Origin of the sequence: Nitrospirillum bahiense, from assembly GCF_007828025.1 — a bacterium.
GTDB classification, from domain to species: domain Bacteria; phylum Pseudomonadota; class Alphaproteobacteria; order Azospirillales; family Azospirillaceae; genus Nitrospirillum; species Nitrospirillum amazonense.
The window spans coordinates 23,666-43,151 of record NZ_VITO01000006.1 but is presented as its reverse complement, the minus strand read 5'-3'; the positions used below and the strand labels follow the sequence as shown (position 1 = coordinate 43,151).

Sequence of the window (19,486 nt, the reverse complement as noted above, 5' to 3'; positions counted from 1 at the left end):
GTTCGCTCCGGATATAATGTCCAGACCAACGAACAACTTTTCAGGGCGCGAGGTGGGGCATGGCGCGGATCGGTCTTGGGGTCTTTGCGACCCTGGTGGCGGCGGTGCTGCTGCTGTCTGGCTGCGGTGACAAGCAGGTGAAGGATGAGGCGATGCAGGCCGGACGGGCCGCCGACACCTTCCCGGCCGCCGACGAGGACTATTTCAAGGACATGGACGGCGGCTACAAGCTGACCTCGGATGAGGTCAAGGGCCGCAACAACTGGGTGGTGTGGACCGGTGGCAACGACCGCTTCTGGGACCTCATCACGGACAGCGCCTTCGGCAACTTCGACCTGCTGAAGACCATTTCCAGCCATCCGACGCTGGCCTATGGCCGCCACAACCGGTTCGAGCAACTGGGGCTGATGAACGAGCCCTGCTTCGTGGAGCCCAAGGATGGCTCGAAGGACCCGTACGGCCTGTGGCTGGATCAGCGGGTGAGCGTCACGGACGATCCCAGCTGCCCCGACGATCCGTTCGCCAATGAGAAGAAGTATCCCGGCGTCAAGATCGGCGCGCGTGGCGTCACCGTGCCGGTGGGCTCCTACTACGGCTATCCCACGGGCATCGTCGGCCTGCGCCTGTTCCCCAATCCCGCCTTCGACGAAAAGGCGAAGAAGCATTGGGACGCGAAGAAGTATTACGAGGATCCGTCCTACTACAACGACAAGAACCTGGTCCGCCCCTACCGCGTGGGCATGTCCTGCGGCTTCTGCCATGTGGGGCCCAGCCCGACCAATCCGCCGGCGGATCCGGAGAACCCGAAGTTCGAGAACATGAGCGCCGTGGTCGGCGCCCAGTATTTCTGGATCGACCGCATCTTCGGCTGGAACTACGGCAAGCCGGGCTCGCCGGAGCGCAAGGCGAGCGAGCAGAACTACCTGATCCAGCTGGTGCACACCTCGCGCCCCGGCGCGCTGGATACCTCGCTGGTCTCCACCGACTACATCAACAATCCCCGCACCATGAACGCCGTCTATGGCCTTGGCGCTCGCATGAACGTGGCCATGCAGCGCGGGATTGAGACGTTGAGCGGGCCCGAGCTGAACAACGAATTCCTCAAGGGCAGCCTCGACGGCAAGCGGGTGATCACGCCGCACGTGCTGAAGGACGGTTCCGACAGCGTCGGGGTGCAGGGGGCGCTGAACCGCGTCTTCATCAACATCGGCCTGTTCAGCGAGGAATGGCTGCGCCACTTCAACCCGCTGTTCGGCGGTGTGCCCAACACGGCCATCCAGATCGAGGTGGGCCGCAAGAACTCCAGCTATTGGCAGGCGACGGAAGCGCAGACGGGCTTTCTCGCCGAGTATTTCCTGAACAAGGATATCCAGAAGGGCCACAAGCTGGCCGACGCGCCGGGCGGCAAGGCCCACTTGACGACCGACCCGGCCAAGCTGGACCGGGGCAAGGAGGTGTTCGCCGAGACTTGCGCCGGCTGCCATTCCAGCAAGCAGCCGCCGGTGCCCAAGGAAATCGACTTCAACACCTGCAACGGCCCCAACTACCTGAATTGCTGGAACGAGTATTGGGCCTGGGTGAAATCGGACGCCTTCAAGGCGCAGATGAAGGAGATGGTGAAGGCGCCGGACTTCCTGACGGACAACTACCTGTCCACCGACATGCGCGTGCCCGTGACCCTGTTGCAGACCAACGCCTGCAGCCCGCTGGCCACCAACGCCATCGCCGGCAACATCTGGGACAACTTCTCCTCCACCTCCTACAAGCAGCTGCCGTCCGTCGGCACCATCAAGATCCACGATCCCTTCACGGGTGAGGAAAAGGACTACGTCATGCCGGCCGGCGGCCGCGGCTACACCCGCGTGCCCTCGCTGGTGGCCCTGTGGTCGACGGCGCCCTACCTGGTGAACAACACGGTGGGCTGGCCCGGTGGATCGCCCTACGCGTCAGCGCCGCCGCCTGCCGGCCAGAAGCCTTACGATCCGTTGGACCCGTCGGTGGAGGAGCGCTTCAATACCTTTGAAGGCTCGATCCGGCAGATGCTGTGGCCCGAGACGCGCCCCCACGACAAGCTGCTGGGCGACAAGGGGGTGTTCCTCATCGACCGCACCAGTGTCGGCAGCTATCTGAAGGTGCCCGGTGGCTTCCTGCCCGGCTTCCTGAAGCCGCTGCTCAGCCCGCTGCATCGCTGGCTGCCCAGCATCTTCGGCGACGGCGACCTGATGGTGGGGCCCATCCCCAAGGACACGCCGGTCAACCTCATCTCCAACACCGAGCTGTACAAGGACGACGCGACCCTGGCGGAGAACCTGCCCCGCTACGTCCAGCTGCTGCAACTGCTGAAAAAAGCAACCCACGACTTGGCGCAGCTGCCCAAGAACGCGACGGACGAGGAGGCGCGCAAGGTGTTCGCCAACCTCAGGAAGCCGCTGCTGGACTTCAGCAAGTGCCCGGATTTCGAGGTCAACCGCGGCCACTACTTCGGGACCAGCTTCACGTCCGAGACGACGGCGCTCAGCAATGAGGACAAGGAAGCGCTGATCGAGTTCCTGAAGACCTTCTGACCACCCCGCCCTGCAAATCCCGTCCGGCCGCGTGCTCCGCGGCCGGCGGTTGGGGGCGGCATTCCCACGGGCCAGGCATGGGGGACAGGCTATGGCAGATGTAAACGACGCATCCGTTCAATCCGCTCAATATGACTTCATCGTCGTCGGTTCCGGCGCCGGCGGCGGCACGGTGGCGGCCCGCCTGGCGGAGGCCGGGTATTCGGTGCTGGTGCTGGAGGCGGGGGGGGACCCGCGCAAATCCCATGGGGGCGATCCCTATTATCCGAACGAGAACCGTCTGCCGGACGATTACGACGTCCCGGTACTCCACGCCTTCGCCTCGGAAAACACGGGCATGCGCTGGGACTTCTTCGTGCGCCACTACAGCGATCAGGCGGTGCAGACGTCCGACCCCAAGTATGTGCCGGTGTATCCACCGCCCAACGGGCGGCCGGTCGACGGCATCCTCTATCCCCGCGCCGGCACCCTGGGCGGCTGCACGGCGCATAACGCCCAGATCGTCGTCTACCCCAACAACGAGGACTGGCAGTTCATCGCCGACCTGACCGGCGACATCAGCTGGAAGCCGGAGGCCATGCGCCGGCTGTTCCGCAAGCTGGAGAACTGCCATTACCGCTGGTTCTATCGCCTGCTGTATTGGCTGAGCCTGGGCTTGATCAACCCGTCGGGCCACGGCTTCCGCGGCTGGCTGCACACCCAGAAGGCCATCCCGCTGCAGGCGCTGGGCGACAAGCCCCTGATTCAGGGACTGCTGGATTGCGCCAAGGCCGTGCTGCTGCGCGATCCCAACCCCGACCAGGGCTTCGAATGGCTGCTGGAGGGGGAGGGCGATCCCAACGACGTGCGGCTGGTGGACGCGGACGCATTCGGCCTGCGCTACGTCCCCCTGTCCAACCGCAACCATGCCCGCACCGGCACGCGCGAGCGCCTGCTGGAGGTGGCGGAGAAGCATCCCGATCGCCTGCACATCGAACTGGACGCCCTGGTCACCCGCGTCCTGTTCGACGAGTCCACGCCGCTGGACGGGCCGCTGGGGGGTGAGCCGCGCGCCATCGGCGTGGAATACGAGAAGGGTGAGAAGCTGTATGCCGCCTCTTTCGCCCAGGGCACGGGCGGGGAAAAGCGCGCCGTCTACGCCAGGCATGAGGTCATCCTGTCCGGCGGCGCCTTCAACACGCCGCAGCTGCTGATGCTGTCGGGCATCGGGCCCAGGGAAACGCTGGAGAAATTCAACATTCCGGTGCGGATCGACAGCCCCGGTGTGGGCCGCAACCTGCAGGACCGGTACGAGGTCGGCGTCGTCAACGAGATGACCACGGACTGGGAGGTGCTGAAGGGCGCCAAGTTCGCCGCCGGCGATCCCCAGTACCAGCAATGGAAGGAGAAGCGCGAGGGCGTCTATACCACCAACGGCGCCGTGCTGGCCGTCACCAAGCGCTCGGCGCCCGAGCGGCCCATGCCCGACCTGTTCTGCTTCGGCCTGCTGGGTGAGTTCCGCGGCTACTACCCCGGTTATTCCAGCCTGTTCCCGGAGCATCTGAACATGCTGACCTGGGCGGTGCTGAAGGCGCACACGCTGAACCGCGGCGGCGAGGTGACCCTGCGGTCGGCCAACCCGCGCGACACCCCCTACATCAACTTCCATTACTTCGAGGAAGGGACCGACAAGTCGGGGCAGGACCTGGACAGCGTGGTCGAGGGCATCCGCTTCGTGCGCGCCGTCACCAAGAAGCTGTACGACCAGGGCATCGCCAAGCAGGAACTGCTGCCGGGGCCCGCCATCCAGACGGATGAGGAGCTGAAGCACTTCGTGCGCACCCATGCCTGGGGGCACCACGCCTCCTGCACCTGCGCCATCGGCAGCGCCACGGGGGGTGGCGTGCTGTCCAGCGACTTCCGCGTCCATGGGGTCAAGGGCTTGCGGGTGGTGGACGCCTCCGTTTTCCCGCGCATCCCCGGCTACTTCATCGTCAGCGCCGTCTACATGATCGGCGAGAAGGCGGCCGAGGTGATCATCGATCAGACCCGTTGCCAGCAGAACCGCCGCCATCAGGCGCGGGCGTGAGAATCAGGGGGCTAGACCAATGACCAATCCGCTTAGCACCATCGAGGTTCTCCGGGCCGAGGCCAAGAGCATCCATGGTGACCATGTGCTCGACGGGGTGCAGGACGAGGACCTGACCCTGGCGCTCAACACCCTGGAATCCACCGCCCTCTGCCTGTCGGGCGGCGGCATCCGCAGCGCCACCTTCGGCCTGGGCATCATCCAGGCGCTGGCCGCCCGGCCGCGGCCCTGCAAGGACTTCCGCCTGCCGCCGCCGGACAAGGCCCTGTTGGGCCAGTTCAACTATCTCTCCACCGTCTCCGGCGGCGGTTATATCGGCAGCTGGCTGTCGGCCTGGCTGTCGCGCCAGCCCTATGCCGACGTGCTGCCGCAGCTGAACACCCGCGGCCATGAGGTCAGCGCCGTCGAGCCCACGGCCATCGGCGACCTGCGCCGCGACAGCAACTACCTCACACCCAAGGTGGGCCTGGTCTCTGCCGACACCTGGGCGGCGGCGGCGATGATCCTGCGCAACCTGCTGCTGAACTGGGTGCTGCTGATCCCGCTGTTCCTGTTGAGCCTGGTGGTGGTGAAGCTGGCCGCCGTGGGCGTGGCCTGGCTGTCGCATCCCTTCGGCGACCAGAAGTACGGCCTGGCCCTGGTCATCCTGGCCGTCATCTCCCTGGCCCTGGTGCTCATAGGACTAAGATTCACGCTACGCGCCATGAGGCTCAGCGGCACGGCCAGCCCAACACAGGGACAGTTCCTCAAGGGCAACCTGCTGCCCATGTTTCTGGCCGGCGTCGCCTGGACCGGGGCCCTGGACACCACCATCGGCTATCAGCTGCTGATCGTCACACCGCTGGCCGACTTGCTGGTCTTCGGCGGCATCCTCGGCTTCGTCGTCTATGGGGCGGCCCAGCTCATCACCCTGCTGACGACGGGGGAGCTGTTCACCGCGCTGCTGGACCTCAAGCGCTGGGCGCGGCTGAAGCACCGCACCACCTGGGGCTGGCTGGTGGCGGGCATCGCCTACGGCGCCTTCCTGGGCTTCGGCGCCCATATCATCGGCTCCGGCGGTGATCCGGCCGTGCGCCTGCTGCTGTTGCTGCTGTTCGCGCCGCCGTGGCTGCTGGTGTCGCAGCTGATGGCCGAGACCTGCTATGTGGCGCTGACCAGCAACACCCCCCGCTCGGATGAGCAGCGCGAGTGGTTCGCGCGGTCGGCCGGCTGGTACCTGGCGACCTGCATCGCCTGGATCGCCGGCGTGGCCCTGGCGCTCCTGGGGTCGTGGACGGCCGGGCAGGTGGAACTGGGCACGCAGGCCCTGTTCGACTGGCTGGTGGCCGGCGGCGGCGCCACCGCCATGGTCGGCTGGCTGACGGGCGGCAGCGGCCGCACCTCGGCCCAGCCGTCCAACCAGGCCCCTAACCGCAGCCCCGTCGCCATCGCCTACAACGTGGCGGCCAGCCTGTCGGCGCCCCTGTTCTTCGCCCTGCTGCTGGTGCTGGGGTCGGCCGTCATCGACCTGGTGGTGCTGCGCGACTCCCTGTTCGCCTACCTGATCTCCTACGGCAACTACCTCATCCTGCCGGACAGTGCCGGGTCGGTGCTGTTCCAGAGCGGCATGGTGGAGGCGCAGGAGCGCAGCATGGTGGTGCCGCTGCTGGTGATCGCGGGGGTGATCCTGGGCATCATCGCCCTCTTCGCCTCCAAGTACATCAACATCAATCGCTTCTCCCTGCACGGCCTTTACCGCAACCGCCTGGTCCGGGCCTTCCTGGGGGCATCGCACATCGGTCGCAAGCCGGACCGCTTCACCGGTTTCGACATGGACGACAACCCGACCATGCAGTCGCTGTGGCCGGCGAAGCGTGAGGACCGGACGGGCGACAACTGGCGGCCCTTCCATGTCCTGAACACGACCCTGAACGTCATCTCCACCCGTAATCTGGCGTGGCAGCAGCGCAAGGGCATGTCCTTCACCATCACGCCGCTGCACAGCGGGGCGGCGTCGCTGTGCCCCCTGCTGGACCAGCCGGGCGGCACCCTGGTGGCCTATCGCGGCGCCTTTCGGCCGTCCTCGAAGTACGGTGGCTCGTCGCACAGCGGCCGTCGTTTCCGCCTGTGGCCCTTCGCGCGCCAGCCGAAATGCCCACCCCGTCCGGAGGATGATCCCACCAACCCGGGCATCTCGCTGGGCACGGCCATGGCCATCTCCGGTGCCGCGGTGGACCCCAACGCGGGCTACCATTCCTCGCCCACCGTGTCCCTGCTGCTGACCCTGCTGAACATGCGGCTGGGCTGGTGGCTGGGCAATCCGGCGCCGGTGGGGGAGAAGTCCTGGTACCGCAACGGCCCGCCGACGGCGGCGGCACCCCTGGTGAAGGACGCCTTCGGCCTGACGACGGACGACCAGCCTTATGTCGCCCTGTCGGACGGCGGCCATTTCGAGGATCTGGGCCTTTATGAGATGGTCCGCCGCCGCTGCCGCTATATCGTGGTCAGCGACGCCGGTGAGGATCCCACCTTCACCTACTCCGATCTGGGCATGGCCGTGCGCAAGATCGGCATCGATTTCGGCATTCCCATCCGTTTCCATGAACTGCAGAAGATGCAGCCGCGGCCGGCGCCGGGGGTGACGCTGACCGATGTGCCCTATCACGCCATGGGTGTCATCGACTACGCCATGGCCGACGGGCCGGCGGCCAAGCCGGGCATCATCCTGTACGTCAAGGCCAGCTTCCATAACTGCGATGAAGGGGCGGGAGTGAAGGCCTACGCCAACGCCCACCCCACCTTCCCGCACGAATCCACCACCGACCAGTGGTTCTCCGAAAGCCAGTTCGAGAGCTACCGGTCGCTGGGCTTCCAGATCATGGACAGCATCCTGGCGGAGGCCCAGGGCTGCGCCACCGATCTCGCCACCCTGAAGCAGATCCTGGACCGCCTGGCGGAACCGGCGCTGAAGGAAGAGTGTGAGGAGTGTGACCCGCCGGTCCTGCACGGCGCCTGACCGGCCTAGCCTGGAAGCGGGAAGGAACAAGGCATCCCGTCTGCATCTTTAAGGGGTGGGGCGAGTGCGCACGCGGGGTGCGGCTCGCCCGCCTTTCAAAGAGACGGCGGGGAGGCTAGCCTTGGACACCCTGGAGCCGGGATCGGCGCCATCCGAAACGACAGCCGTGCCCACGCCCGCCCCGGCGGGGCGGGAATCCGAAACCGGCGAGGGGGGGCCGAAAAAGCCCCGTACCATCTGGCAATGCCTGGGGCCGGGCCTGGTGACCGGGGCGTCCGATGACGACCCCAGCGGCATCGCGACATATTCCCAGGTGGGGGCGCAGTTCGGCTACGGTCTGGCCTGGACCCTGATCCTGACCTACCCGCTGATGGCGGCAATCCAGGAAATCAGCGCCCGCATCGGCCGGGTGACGGGCCATGGCATCGCCGGCAACCTGCGCCGCCATTACCCGCCGCTGACCATCAACGCCATCGTCTTCCTGCTGGTGGCGGCCAACGTCATCAACATCGGCGCTGACCTGGGGGCCATGGCGGCGGCCCTGGGCCTGCTGATCGGCGGCCCGCAATGGCTGTACGTGCTGCTGTTCGGCGGCGCCTCGGCCGCCCTGCAGATCCTGGTGCCCTACTGCCGCTACGTCTCCATCCTGAAATGGCTGACGCTGTCGCTGTTCGCCTATGTCGCCACCGTGCTGGTGGTGCCCATCCCCTGGGCCGAACTGGGCCATGCGGTGATCCACCCGCCCGTCTCGCTGAAGTCGGAGTATCTGGTGGCCGTGGTCGCCGTCTTCGGCACCACCATCAGCCCCTACCTCTTCTTCTGGCAGGCGGACCAGGAGGTGGAGGAGGAAAAGGGCGACCCCGAGGCCCAGCCCCTGAAAAAGGCGCCGGAACAGGCGCCGGAGGAACTGCGGCGCATCCGCCTGGACACCTACATCGGCATGCTGCTGTCCAACGGCGTGGCGCTGTTCATCATCATCACCACCGCCGCCACCCTGCATGTCCATGGCGTCACCGACATCCAGACCTCAAGCCAGGCGGCGGAGGCGTTGCGTCCCATCGCCGGCACCTTCGCCTTCGCCGTCTTCGCCCTGGGCATCATCGGCACCGGCCTCCTGGCCCTGCCGGTGCTGGCGGGGTCGGCGGCCTATGCGCTGGGCGAGGCGCGGCGCTGGCCGGTGGGCCTGGCGCGGCCCTGGAACAAGGCCAAGGCCTTCTACGGCGCCATCCTGCTGGCCATGGCCGTGGGCTCGGTCATGAACGTCATCGACATGGACCCGGTGAAAGCCCTGTTCTGGAGCGCTGTGGTCAACGGCCTGGTGGCCGTGCCGGTCATCGTCATGATGATGCGCATGGCGACCAAGCGCGAGATCATGGGCGACTTCGTCCTGCCGCCGATCCTGCGCGCCCTGGGCTGGGCCTGCATGGCCGCCATGGCGGTGGTGGACACCGCCATGGTGGTCACCTGGGTGATTTAAGGCTCACCCGTGCGCCAGCTTCAGGCCCGCGATGCCGGCCACGATCAGGCTGATGCAGGCCAGGCGCAGGGCCGTCGCCGGCTCGTTGAACAGGAGGATGCCGGCGATGACCGTGCCCAGGGTGCCGATGCCGGTCCACACCGCGTAGGCCGTGCCCAGCGGCAGGGTGCGCAAGGCCAGGCCCAGCATGCCCAGGCTGATGCCCATGGCGGCGATGGTGAGGATGGACGGGACCAGGCGGGTGAAGCCGTCGGTGTATTTCAGGCCCACGGCCCAGCCCACTTCGGACAGGCCGGCCAGCAGCAACCATAGCCAGGCCATGGCGGTTCTCCGGTGTGTGTGAAGGGGCGGGGCCGTCCCCGCCGACGGGATGCCGGCCACCGGGGATGGCGGATGGCTGGGCCGGGGTCGTCCCCGGTGGGCGAAGCATGGCGGCGAACCGTCGGAATGCCAATGCCTTAAAAAAAGAGAAAGACTTCGCCACCGCATATCTCTTTAATTGAGATCTTGCGGGAAGGGGCGGGCCATGACCGATGGGACGAACGGAGATGGGATCGCCGCGGCGCCGGCCGCGGGCGGGACGGATGCGCGCGATCACCAGCGCTGGGACGAATGGCAGGATGACGTGCGCATCATGCTGGGCTACGCCGCCGGCCGGGGCCTGGCGCTGGAGCGGGCGGTGATCGACGCGGCGGTACGCGTCACCGCCACCGCGCCGGAGCGGCTGAGCCTGGAGGACAAGCAGGCGCTGTGGGTGGTCTACCAGGCGCTGTCGGTGGTGATCGCCCCGGCCACCAGCGGCAGCCTGCGCCATATCCGCGAGTTCCGGCGCGAATTGGGCCTGGCGGGCTGGTGGCACTCCCTGACCCGGGCGGGGCTGGTGCAGAGGACCATACGCAGCGGCGTCCTCTGGCTGGTGGGCGTGGCCCTGGTCACGGCCATCGTGCAGATCCACGCCGCCAACGGCACCAATCTGCTGGCCCAGACCGGTGTGCGACAGCTGTTGTTCATCGAGGGGGCGGCGGCGCAGCGCCCCATGGGGGAGGGAGCCGCGGACGCCAACGCCAGCCCGGGAGCTTCCGCCCTGACGGCGGCTCAGGAGCCGCTGGTCCAATTGCGGCGGCAGGCGGCGGCCAAGCTGCTCGCCCCCTGGATCTGCCACCCGCTTTCCCGTGTCGTGACCCTCAGCTTCGATGCCCATGGCTATTGCCAGCGGCGGGACACGGGGGCGCCGGCCGCGCCCTCGGGAGAGGATCCCGACACGGTCCTGCTGCACACGGTGGAACTGGCGTGGAGCGCCGGCACGGCGCTGACGCTGTACGTCCTGCCGGCGATTTTCGGGCTGCTGGGTGCCTGCGCCTATATCGCGCGGGTGCTGACGGAGGCGGTGGTCAACGCCTCCTTCATGCCGCAACTGGGCTTCCGCATGGTGCTGCGCCGGGCGCTGGGCCTGACGCTGGGGCTGTCCACCGGGCTGTTCTACAAAAGCGTGGTCGCCACCATCGAGCCCACGGCCTCCGCCCAGATCTCGCTGCTGGGCGCGGCCTTCCTGGCGGGCTACAGCGTGGAGGCGGTGTTCGCCATGTTCGATGCCGCGGTGGACAAGCTGCGCGAGGTGTTCAAGCCGCGCGACGCCGCCTCGCGCCCCGCTGCCCTTGGACCCGCCGCCGGCCCGCAGGCCGTGCCGAAGGAGGCCCAGGGCTGAGACGGGATCAGTTGGAAGGGGCCGCCACGGCGGACAGCGGCAGATGGATGCCACATTCCGTCTTGCCCATGCCGGCCCAGCGGCCGGACCGCAGATCATCGCCCGGGGCGACGCGGTCGGTGCAGGGCATGCAGCCGATGGAGAGATAGCCGTCGGCCTCCAGCGGGTGGCGCGGCAGGTCATGGCGGTCCAGATAGGCCACCAGATCGTCACGGTTCCAGTCGGCGAGCGGGTTGACCTTCAGCCGCCCCTCGGCCGCCTCGATGGTCACCAGGTCGGCGCGGGTGCTGGCCTGGAAGCGCTTGCGCCCCGTGATCCAGGCGCTGAAGCCCTCCAGCGCGCGGTTCAGCGGCTCCACCTTGCGGAAGCGGCAGCAGGCGTCCGGATTGGTGCGCCACAGCAGGCCGTCGGCGTCGCTGGCCGTCACGTCCTCGGGCAGCGGCTTGATCTCCCGGGCGTCGGTCAGGCCCAGGCGCGCCACCAGGTCACGGCGATAGCGCAGGGTCTCGCCGAACAGCTTGCCGGTGTTCAGGAAAAGGACCGGCGTGGCCGGGTCGATCTCCGCCACCATGTGCAGCAGCACGGCGGATTCCGCGCCAAAGGAGGAGACCAGGGCGATCTCACCCTTCAGCTCCCGCGTCAGCAGCGGTTCCAGCAATGCCGGGCCCGTCAGGCCGGCGTAGGTCCGGGCCAGATTGCCCGCCCGGTCGCCTGTCGCGGTCACGCTGCATGCTCCGTCTTCTTGTGGCGCGACAGCCGCGCCATGGACAGGGGGCCCGCCACCGACACCTGGTAGGCGGTGCTGATCTCGGTCAGGGCGTGGGCCCACAGGGCCGGATCGCGGCCTTCCGGGATTTCCACCTGGGTCACGCCGCAGCGGACCAGGGCCAGATACTGGTCGGGCAGGGTGTGGCCGGTGGCGCGGATGACGCCGCGATAGCCTAGGTGCTCGCGCAGCTCGCGGGCGATGGTGAAGCCACGGCCGTCGCGGAACTTGGGGAAGTCCAGCGCCACCAGGGCGAAGTCCGCCAGGTGGTCGGCGATGTCCTTGGGGTGCTGGCTGCTGGCGAGCCAGATGCCCAGGCCGCCGTTGCGGCCCACCAGGGTGTCGCGGTCCTTGTGGAACCGGGCCAGGCTGACGATGACGGGCACGTCCGCCGCCGGCAGGGCGTCGTCGTCACCCAGGCGCACCCAGGCGTCGTCGACCAGCTTTCCGGTTTCAATGAGCGGCATAGACCTTGTCCTTGAACGGGGTGTGACCGATGCGGGCCAGGGTGTCGAGGAAGCGTTCCCCGTCCTGGCGCCGGTCCAGATAGACGCCGACCACGGCATCGATGGCGTCGAGCGTCTCATCGGCCGACAGGGCCGGGCCCAGGATGTCGCCGATGGCGCCCACCTCGGCGGCAGAGCCGCCCAGCGTCAGCTGGTAGGCTTCGACGCCCTTCTTGTCGACGCCCAGGATGCCGATGTGGCCGACATGGTGATGGCCGCAGGCGTTGATGCAGCCGCTGATCTTGATCTTCAGCTCACCGATGTCGTGCTGGCGGTCCAGGTCGGCGAAGCGTTCGGAAATGCGCTGGGCCAGGGGGATGGAACGGGCGTTGGCCAGGGCGCAGTAATCCAGGCCCGGGCAGGCGATGATGTCGGTGATCAGGCCGGAATTGGCCTCGCCGAAGCCGATGTCGGCCAGCGCCGTCCACAAGGCCGGCAGGTCATCCTGACGCACATGGGCCAGCACCAGGTTCTGCTCATGCGTCACCCGGATTTCGCCGAAGCTGTAGCGGTCGGCCAGGTCGGCGATGACATCCATCTGCTCCGCCGAGACGTCGCCTGGAATGCCGCCCGCCGGCTTCAGGGTGATGGTGGCGATGGCATAGCCCGGCTGGCGGTGGGCGGCGACATTGGTGCGGACCCAGCGGTTGAAAGCCTGGTCCTCCAGCCGTGCCCGGGCCAGGACGCCTGAGATGGGCTCCAGCACCTCATAGGGCTGGCTGGCGAAGCGGGCGCGGATGCCGTCCAGGATGGCCGGCTCCAGCCGGTACTGGGCCACCGGCATGCGGGCGAACTCGGCCTCAACCTCATCGCGGAAGGTATCGATGCCCAGCTCGTGCACCAGGATCTTGATTCGCGCCTTGTAGATGTTGTCGCGCCGGCCGTAGGCGTTGTAGACGCGCAAGACCGCCTCCAGATAGGCGATCAGCTCATCCTCGGGCAGGAAGTCGCGCAGCTTCTTGGCGATGAAGGGCGTGCGACCCAGGCCGCCGCCGACATAGACCTCGAACCCGACGGCACCCTCGGCGTCGCGCTTGGCGATCAGGCCCACGTCGTGGATGCAGATGGCGGCGCGGTCGGCGCTGCTGCCGGTGATAGCGATCTTGAACTTGCGCGGCAGGAACGAGAATTCCGGGTGCAGGGTCGACCACTGGCGCAGCGCCTCGGCATAGTGGCGGGGGTCCACCACCTCATCGCTGGCCACACCGGCGAACTGGTCCGAGGTCACGTTGCGGATGCAGTTGCCGCTGGTCTGGATGGCGTGCATGTCCACCTCGGCCAGCAGGTCCAGGATGGCTGGCACGTCCACCAGCTTGATCCAATTGAACTGCAGGTTCTGGCGGGTGGTGAAGTGGCCGAAGCCCTTGTCGTACTGCCGGGCGATGCGGCCGAACTGGCGCACCTGACGGCTGGTCAGGATGCCGTAGGGCACGGCGATGCGCAGCATGTAGGCGTGCAGCTGCAGGTACAGGCCATTCATCAGGCGCAGCGGCTTGAACTCGTCCTCCGTCAGCTCCCCGGCCAGGCGGCGGGCCACCTGGCGGCGGAACTGCTCCACCCGCTCCTTCAGGAAATCGCGGTCCACCTGGTCGTAGTGATAGATACCGGCGTGGCTGGACGGGCCGTTGGCGGGCGGGGCGATCTGACGGGCGGCGGCGGAGGGGCTCATGACGGCAAGCTCGATGTGGTCTTCATTCATGCGGGAATTGGGCATGCGGGAATTGGGGGGCGCCGCCGTCACGCCGCCGTGGGAATGGCGTCGATGCTGGGGCCGGCGGCACGGATCCACTCCCGCGTCTTCAGGGGGCGGGGGCCGGTGGCTTCCACCACCACGTCCACGGCGTAGGGCTCCACCACCTCCTGCCGGGCGGCGGACGCGCGGGCGATGCCCAGGGCCGTCTCCGCCAAGGGCGCGTCGGTCTGGACCTGGGCGTCGGCCACGCGGGTGGACCACGTACCGGCGGCGGTCAGCCAGACGACGGCGCCGTCCTGCAGGCGGTTGGCGGTGACGACCTTGGGGGCGTCGGTAACGCGGGCCATGGGACTATCCTCTTCAGACGGCGGCTTTGAAACCCGTGCCCGGGGTGGTGTCCGCATTGCGGCCCGGAACGGGAAGGGGGGTCAGGATGTCGGTTGCCACTTTGGCGGGGTCGGCCAGGGTCACGACCTCACCCACCAGGATCAGGGCGGGGCCGGCCAGGCCGGCGGCCAGCGCGCCCAGGTCGGCCAGGCGGCCCACGGCCAGGGTCTGGTCCGGGCGGGTACCGTTCTGCACGACGGCGACCGGGGTGCCGGGCGCCTTGCCAGCGGCGATCAGGCGCTCGGCCACCAGGCCGGCCTTGCTCAGGCCCATGTAGACGGCCAGCGTATGGTCCAGGCGGGCCAGGGCAGTCCAGTCGATGGCGGGCTCGGCCGAACCACCCTCGGCGGCGGCGCCATGCGCGGTGACCAGGGTGATGCCCTGGGCCAGGCCGCGATGGGTCAGGGGAATGCCGGTGGCGGCGGCGCAGCCCACGGCGGCGGTGATGCCGGGCACCAGCTCCACCGCCACGCCGGCGGCGCGCAGCACGGCCATCTCCTCGCCACCCCGGCCGAAGATGAAGGGGTCGCCGCCCTTCAGCCGGACGACACGGTGGCCGGCCTGGGCTTCGCGCACCAGCAGGGCGTTGATCTCATTCTGGCTGACGGTGTGGCAGGATTTGGACTTGCCGACATAGACGCGGCGGGCGTCGCGGCGGACGTAATCCAGGATGCGGTCGTCCACCAGTTTGTCATGCACCACCACGTCGGCGTTCTGCAGCACGCGCAGGGCGCGCAACGTCAGCAGATCCGGGTCGCCGGGCCCGGCGCCCACCAAGGCGACGGAGCCGCCCTCCACGCTCTCGGCGGCGTTCAGCACCTTCACCAACTGCTCATGCGCGCCAGTCTCGTCACCGGCCAGGAAGCGCTGGGCGATGGGGCCGTCGATCACCCGCTCCCAGAAGCGGCGGCGCGCGGTCTCGTCGGATTTCACAGCGCGGACGGCGGTGCGGAAGCCGTCGAGGAAGGTGGCCAGCCGTCCCAGGCCCGGTTCCAGCGCCGCCTCGATGCGGGCGCGCAGGCGGCGGGCCAGGACGGGTGAGGTGCCGCCGGTGGAAATGGCCACCGTGATGGGCCCCCGGTCGACGATGGCGGGCATGATGAAGCTGGACAGGGCGGGGCGATCCGGCACGTTGACCAGCAGGCCCCGGGCGCGGGCGAGGTCGGCCACCTGGGCCGCCCCGTCCTCGTCCTCGCTGGCGGCGAACACCAGCGTGACGCTGTCCAAATCATGGGCGGCGAAGGGGCGGCGGCGCACCTCGGCGGCCAGCGCGGCCAAGTCGGGATGGACCTCAGGGGCCACCACCACCAGGCGAGCACCCCGGCTGTCGCCGCCGGCGCCCGCCACCAGGCGCGCCTTGCGCAGGGCCAATTCCCCCCCACCGACGATCAGCACCGTCTGGCCGGTCAGTGTCAGGAACAGGGGGAAGGCGGCGGGCATTGTACGGAACATTCCTGTGAAAGCGTCAACGTTCTCTCATAATGTGTTCGTAAACGGCATGTTTGTCGAGGTTCTAGCATCCTGGCATCCGGATAGCCCGAGGCCGTGCGCCACGGTTGGGGCGACGGCCTCGGGTTATGGAAAACCATTTCCCTTCAAGCTTCTGTGACAAAATTGCGGGAAAGGCGACGGTGACGACGCGCGGACCGGATGGCGGGCCGCAACACTGCCATGCGCCTACATGGTGTGATCCGCTTCCAATTCCACAGTCATACTTTGGTTAATTGGCGCGGATCCAGGCAAAGCCTTGGCTTAGCGGGATAAAGGACGCCAGGAAATTGGCGCGCCTCATAATAACATCAATTATCTGTTATTAATGTTTCAGTTGACACAGATTGCGGTGTCGTTTGTCATGGGCGTCAACAGCGCGGATGGGGTGCGGTGTCCTGTCACAGGGGATGCGCCCTCCTTCGCCGGGGCCCCGGGGTCAGGACATTGGACTCCGGGCCGGGGCTCGCACTACCTAGGGGGAATCCGAATGCATCGCAGAACACTGTTGACCGCCATGGCGGGTGCCGCCGGCGTGGCCATGCTGGGGTCGGTGCGTGCGCGCTCCGCCTCGCAGCTGCTGAACGTCTCCTACGACCCGACGCGCGAATTCTACAAGGAATACGGCGACCTGTTCGCCAAGGAATGGGCCAAAGCCTCGGGCGGCGACCAGGTCAGTGTCAACACCTCGCACGGCGGGTCGGGCAAGCAGGCCCGCGCCGTCATCGACGGGCTGGAGGCCGACGTGGTCACGCTGGCGCTGGCCTACGATATCGACGCCATCGTCGAGAATAGCGGCCTGATCAACAAGGATTGGCAGAAGCGCCTGCCCTTCAATTCCACGCCCTACACCAGCACCATCGTGTTCCTGGTGCGCAAGGGCAACCCCAAGGGCATCAAGGACTGGCCGGACCTGCTGAAGCCGGGGGTGGAGGTCATTACCCCCAATCCCAAGACATCCGGCGGCGCCCGCTGGAACTACCTGGCGGCCTGGGGCTACGCCCGCGCCAAGGGCGGCGACGCGGCGGCCCGCGACTTCATCAAGGCGCTGTTCAAGAAGGTGCCGGTGCTGGACACCGGGGCGCGTGGCGCCACCACGACCTTCGTGCAGCGCGGCCTGGGCGACGTGCTGCTGGCCTGGGAGAACGAGGCCTACCTCGCCATCCAGGAACTGGGCCCGGGCGAGTTCGAGCTGGTGACCCCATCCGTCTCCGTCCTGGCGGAGCCGCCGGTGGCGGTGGTGGACAAGGTGGTGGACCGCCACGGCACCCGCCGGGTGGCGGAGGCCTACCTGCAGACGCTGTACACCCAGCCGGCGCAGATCCTGGCCACCAAGCACTTCTACCGCCCGCGCGACCCGGTGGTGCTGCAGGAGGTGGTGAACAAGTTCGCCAAGGTGGAGCTGTTCGACATCACCACCTTCGGCGGCTGGCACGACGCCCACAAGACCCACTTCGCCGACGGCGGCACCTTCGACCAGCTGTACCAGCCGGGCTGAGCCGACGCGCCATCGCCGTACCGATCAGCGACGCCGCCGTCCGGGATGCCGGGCGGCGGCGTTTGGCATTTAGGCGTAGAGGGCCGCCCCCCATCTTCCGAATCCCGCACCCCTGGCGCTAAGGTCACCTGACATAAGGCCCCGCGTAGCTATGACGGGGGCCATGACGGGAGGAACGGGAATGCGCAAGAGAATCGCCGCCGGCGTGGCTGGGCTGTGCCTGGTGATCATGATGGTGGCGGCGCCAGCCTTGGCCCAGGTGGCGGCACCCACACCGAAGGCCCTGGAACTGGCCCGGGCGCTGGCGGACAGGGTCAACGCCGACGACCTGATGCAGCAGGTTCTGGGCGCCACCGTCCAGCCGCTGACCTTCAACCTGAAGGCCGCCAACCCGGGGCGCGAGGCCGATGTCGATTCCCTGTTCGAGCACACGCTGCTGCCGGATTTCCGCAAAGCCATGGCGCCGGTCATCGACGCCTACGCCCAGGCCTACGCCGCGCGCTTCACCGAGGCGGAACTGGCGGCCATCCTGGCCTTCTACGACTCGCCGGCGGGGGCCAAGATGCTGAAGGAGATGCCGGGCGTGCAGCAGCGGGGCCGGGCCCGGGCGCAGGCCGTCCTGCCCCAGGCCTTGGGCCCCGTGCTGGGAAACTTCGTCACGGCCTGCAAGGGCAAGGGCCTCGTCGTGCCCCAGGGGTGAGGGGCGCGTCCTACCGATGTAATCTTCCCTGCGACATTCAGCCATAAGTGGCGGTTGGCTATCGCGCCACCCGGGGCGACGGGTTAGGCTGGTGGCGCTGAATCCAGCATCACCAGAAGGGGAAAGCGCTTTGTTGAAGGGAATTGCCGCCGGCCTGATCGGCGCGTGGGTCATGGTGGCCGCTCCGGCCTTGGCCCAGAATGCCGGAACACCGTCGCCGAAATCGCTGGAACTGGCGCACAAGCTGATTGAGAAGACGCACGCTGGCGACCTGATGCAGCAGATACTGCCCATGGCCATCGACCCCCTGGTGCAGAAGCTCAAGATCGCCAATCCCGGCCGGGAGGCGGACGTGCAGGGCCTGGTCGACAAGCGCCTGCTGCCCGATTTCAAAAGGGCCCTGGCCCCCATGACCGAAGCCATCGCCACGACCTATGCGGAGCTGTTCACGGAAGCGGAGCTGGAGCAGGTGCTGGCGTTCTATGACACGCCGGCCGGCGCCAAGCTGATCACCCAGATGCCGGTGGTCATGCAGCAGACCATGGCCAAGTCCAAGGCCGTGCTGCCCCAGGTGATAGGCAAGGTGATGAGTGACTTCGTCGCCACCTGCAAGGGCGAGGGCTTGACCATCCCCCAGGGGTGAGGGACTGCCTCTCCCGGGGTCATGCAGATGTCTTATTCCGCGCCGCCTTGACGGTGGCGCTTCACCGCCGCTGCTTTTAAGATGGCACCCGGCCACCCCGCACCGGTTGGTCCGGGGCCATCGTCTTGCCCCGACATCCCCTGAGCAACTGTGGACCGACCTGGGTGGCCCTGGTCATCGCCCATGCCAAGGGGCGGGCCCCCATCGCGCATCGCGATGCTGGCATGCTGCGACTGCAAACGGCTCTCAATTTTTATAATTGGAATTATTCTAAGATGCCGGTATGGTCCTGTTCGTCGGTAGGGCGAACGCCGCAGGGCCCCCGGGATGGGGCGGCGGCCGGAGCGCCCCGCCGGAACCGACCATCATTCATTAATTCAACAGCCAAGGAATTAACGATGTCCCTCATCAATACCGAAGTGAAGCCCTTCAAGGCGACCGCTTACCACAACGGCAAGTTCGTGCCCGTGACCGAAGCCGACCTGAAGGGCAAGTGGTCCGTGGTGGTGTTCTACCCGGCCGACTTCACCTTCGTGTGCCCGACCGAGCTGGGCGACCTGGCTGACAACTACGCCGAGTTCAAGAAGCTGGGCGTGGAGATCTACGGCGTGTCGACCGACACCCACTTCGCCCACAAGGCCTGGCACGACACCTCCGACACCATCGCCAAGGTCGAGTACCCGCTGGTCGGCGACCCGACCGCCACCCTGGCCCGCAACTTCGACGTCCTGATCGAGGAAGAGGGCCTGGCCCTGCGCGGCACCTTCGTGATCAACCCCGAAGGCCAGATCAAGCTGTGCGAGATCCACGACAACGGCATCGGCCGTGACGCCGGTGAGCTGCTGCGCAAGGTGAAGGCCGCCCAGTACGTCGCCGCCCATCCCGGCGAAGTGTGCCCGGCCAAGTGGACCGATGGTGCCGAGACCCTGAAGCCCTCGCTGGACCTGGTCGGCAAGATCTGATCCCGCGTTGGTTGATGCCGGGCCGGGACGGTGA

At 67.6% G+C, this 19,486-nt stretch carries 15 protein-coding genes; 9 read left to right on the top strand and 6 right to left on the bottom strand.

All coding sequences use genetic code 11. The features are described 5' to 3' along the window. The first annotated feature begins 59 nt into the window (after positions 1 to 59). The 4 genes from FBZ88_RS10160 (at position 60) to FBZ88_RS10145 (ending at position 9,104) form a co-directional block, all read left to right on the top strand. Entirely contained in the window at positions 60 to 2,564 is a 2,505-nt protein-coding gene (locus FBZ88_RS10160; protein ID WP_145616714.1) for a hypothetical protein, read from the top strand. A 91-nt stretch (positions 2,565 to 2,655) separates the two neighbouring features. Next, positions 2,656 to 4,632, top strand: coding sequence for a GMC family oxidoreductase (locus tag FBZ88_RS10155; RefSeq protein WP_145616713.1), 1,977 nt, complete (start codon positions 2,656 to 2,658; stop codon positions 4,630 to 4,632). A 19-nt stretch (positions 4,633 to 4,651) separates the two neighbouring features. After that, positions 4,652 to 7,627: a patatin-like phospholipase family protein gene (locus tag FBZ88_RS30530; RefSeq protein ID WP_211102601.1), complete on the top strand. Its 2,976-nt coding sequence runs from the start codon at positions 4,652 to 4,654 to the stop codon at positions 7,625 to 7,627. Positions 7,628 to 7,748: 121 nt separating this feature from the next. Continuing rightward, on the top strand, positions 7,749 to 9,104 hold the full coding sequence (locus FBZ88_RS10145; RefSeq protein WP_246138600.1) for an NRAMP family divalent metal transporter: 1,356 nt from the start codon (positions 7,749 to 7,751) through the stop codon (positions 9,102 to 9,104). Positions 9,105 to 9,107: 3 nt separating this feature from the next. Here the strand turns inward: FBZ88_RS10145 and sugE are convergent, their stop codons facing one another. Beyond that, positions 9,108 to 9,425 (bottom strand): quaternary ammonium compound efflux SMR transporter SugE, encoded by a 318-nt coding sequence (gene sugE / locus FBZ88_RS10140; protein ID WP_145616712.1) that lies wholly within the window; start codon positions 9,423 to 9,425, stop codon positions 9,108 to 9,110. Between the two features lie 205 nt (positions 9,426 to 9,630). Between sugE and FBZ88_RS10135 the strand changes: the two genes are divergently transcribed. Then, complete coding sequence (locus FBZ88_RS10135) at positions 9,631 to 10,809, top strand: hypothetical protein (RefSeq protein WP_145616711.1); 1,179 nt, start codon at positions 9,631 to 9,633, stop codon at positions 10,807 to 10,809. Between the two features lie 7 nt (positions 10,810 to 10,816). Here FBZ88_RS10135 and FBZ88_RS10130 read toward each other — a convergent pair whose 3' ends face one another. From FBZ88_RS10130 to cysG, 5 genes are read right to left on the bottom strand one after another with little or no spacing between them, the layout of a single operon-like run. Continuing rightward, positions 10,817 to 11,533, bottom strand: coding sequence for a phosphoadenylyl-sulfate reductase (locus FBZ88_RS10130; RefSeq protein WP_145616710.1), 717 nt, complete (start codon positions 11,531 to 11,533; stop codon positions 10,817 to 10,819). Then, the gene (locus FBZ88_RS10125) at positions 11,530 to 12,042 is read right to left on the bottom strand and encodes a DUF934 domain-containing protein (RefSeq protein WP_145616709.1); all 513 of its coding nucleotides are present in this window, start codon (positions 12,040 to 12,042) and stop codon (positions 11,530 to 11,532) included. Before FBZ88_RS10125 ends, FBZ88_RS10130 begins: the two co-directional genes overlap by 4 nt. Further along, positions 12,029 to 13,780 (bottom strand): nitrite/sulfite reductase, encoded by a 1,752-nt coding sequence (locus tag FBZ88_RS10120; protein WP_425465782.1) that lies wholly within the window; start codon positions 13,778 to 13,780, stop codon positions 12,029 to 12,031. The genes FBZ88_RS10125 and FBZ88_RS10120 overlap by 14 nt, the downstream gene beginning before the upstream one ends. A 38-nt stretch (positions 13,781 to 13,818) precedes the next feature. Beyond that, a complete protein-coding gene (locus tag FBZ88_RS10115; protein ID WP_145616708.1) occupies positions 13,819 to 14,121 on the bottom strand; it encodes a DUF2849 domain-containing protein in 303 nt (100 codons plus the stop codon). Positions 14,122 to 14,134: 13 nt separating this feature from the next. Continuing rightward, positions 14,135 to 15,601, bottom strand: a complete 1,467-nt coding sequence (cysG, locus tag FBZ88_RS10110) for a siroheme synthase CysG (protein WP_145616707.1) — start codon at positions 15,599 to 15,601, stop codon at positions 14,135 to 14,137. 538 nt (positions 15,602 to 16,139) lie between these two features. Between cysG and FBZ88_RS10105 the strand changes: the two genes are divergently transcribed. The 4 genes from FBZ88_RS10105 (at position 16,140) to ahpC (ending at position 19,452) form a co-directional block, all read left to right on the top strand. Further along, positions 16,140 to 17,147, top strand: a complete 1,008-nt coding sequence (locus FBZ88_RS10105) for a sulfate ABC transporter substrate-binding protein (RefSeq protein WP_145616706.1) — start codon at positions 16,140 to 16,142, stop codon at positions 17,145 to 17,147. Between the two features lie 181 nt (positions 17,148 to 17,328). Next, positions 17,329 to 17,847, top strand: coding sequence for a DUF2059 domain-containing protein (locus FBZ88_RS10100; protein WP_186464315.1), 519 nt, complete (start codon positions 17,329 to 17,331; stop codon positions 17,845 to 17,847). 133 nt (positions 17,848 to 17,980) lie between these two features. Then, positions 17,981 to 18,490, top strand: a complete 510-nt coding sequence (locus tag FBZ88_RS10095) for a DUF2059 domain-containing protein (RefSeq protein ID WP_145616704.1) — start codon at positions 17,981 to 17,983, stop codon at positions 18,488 to 18,490. A 398-nt stretch (positions 18,491 to 18,888) separates the two neighbouring features. Then, positions 18,889 to 19,452, top strand: coding sequence for an alkyl hydroperoxide reductase subunit C (gene ahpC, locus FBZ88_RS10090; RefSeq protein WP_145616703.1), 564 nt, complete (start codon positions 18,889 to 18,891; stop codon positions 19,450 to 19,452). Positions 19,453 to 19,486 lie beyond the last annotated feature (34 nt).

What these genes read in the sequence shown, in the direction of transcription:
- FBZ88_RS30530 (WP_211102601.1), top strand. Translation starts at nt 4,652, where the DNA reads ATGACCAATCCGCTTAGCACCATCGAGGTTCTCCGGGCCGAGGCCAAG.
- FBZ88_RS10120 (WP_425465782.1), bottom strand. Translation starts at nt 13,780, where the DNA reads ATGAATGAAGACCACATCGAGCTTGCCGTCATGAGCCCCTCCGCCGCC.
- FBZ88_RS10115 (WP_145616708.1), bottom strand. Translation starts at nt 14,121, where the DNA reads ATGGCCCGCGTTACCGACGCCCCCAAGGTCGTCACCGCCAACCGCCTG.
- sugE (WP_145616712.1), bottom strand. Translation starts at nt 9,425, where the DNA reads ATGGCCTGGCTATGGTTGCTGCTGGCCGGCCTGTCCGAAGTGGGCTGG.
- FBZ88_RS10105 (WP_145616706.1), top strand. Translation starts at nt 16,140, where the DNA reads ATGCATCGCAGAACACTGTTGACCGCCATGGCGGGTGCCGCCGGCGTG.
- FBZ88_RS10125 (WP_145616709.1), bottom strand. Translation starts at nt 12,042, where the DNA reads ATGCCGCTCATTGAAACCGGAAAGCTGGTCGACGACGCCTGGGTGCGC.
- FBZ88_RS10100 (WP_186464315.1), top strand. Translation starts at nt 17,329, where the DNA reads ATGCGCAAGAGAATCGCCGCCGGCGTGGCTGGGCTGTGCCTGGTGATC.
- cysG (WP_145616707.1), bottom strand. Translation starts at nt 15,601, where the DNA reads ATGCCCGCCGCCTTCCCCCTGTTCCTGACACTGACCGGCCAGACGGTG.
- ahpC (WP_145616703.1), top strand. Translation starts at nt 18,889, where the DNA reads ATGTCCCTCATCAATACCGAAGTGAAGCCCTTCAAGGCGACCGCTTAC.
- FBZ88_RS10135 (WP_145616711.1), top strand. Translation starts at nt 9,631, where the DNA reads ATGACCGATGGGACGAACGGAGATGGGATCGCCGCGGCGCCGGCCGCG.
- FBZ88_RS10155 (WP_145616713.1), top strand. Translation starts at nt 2,656, where the DNA reads ATGGCAGATGTAAACGACGCATCCGTTCAATCCGCTCAATATGACTTC.
- FBZ88_RS10160 (WP_145616714.1), top strand. Translation starts at nt 60, where the DNA reads ATGGCGCGGATCGGTCTTGGGGTCTTTGCGACCCTGGTGGCGGCGGTG.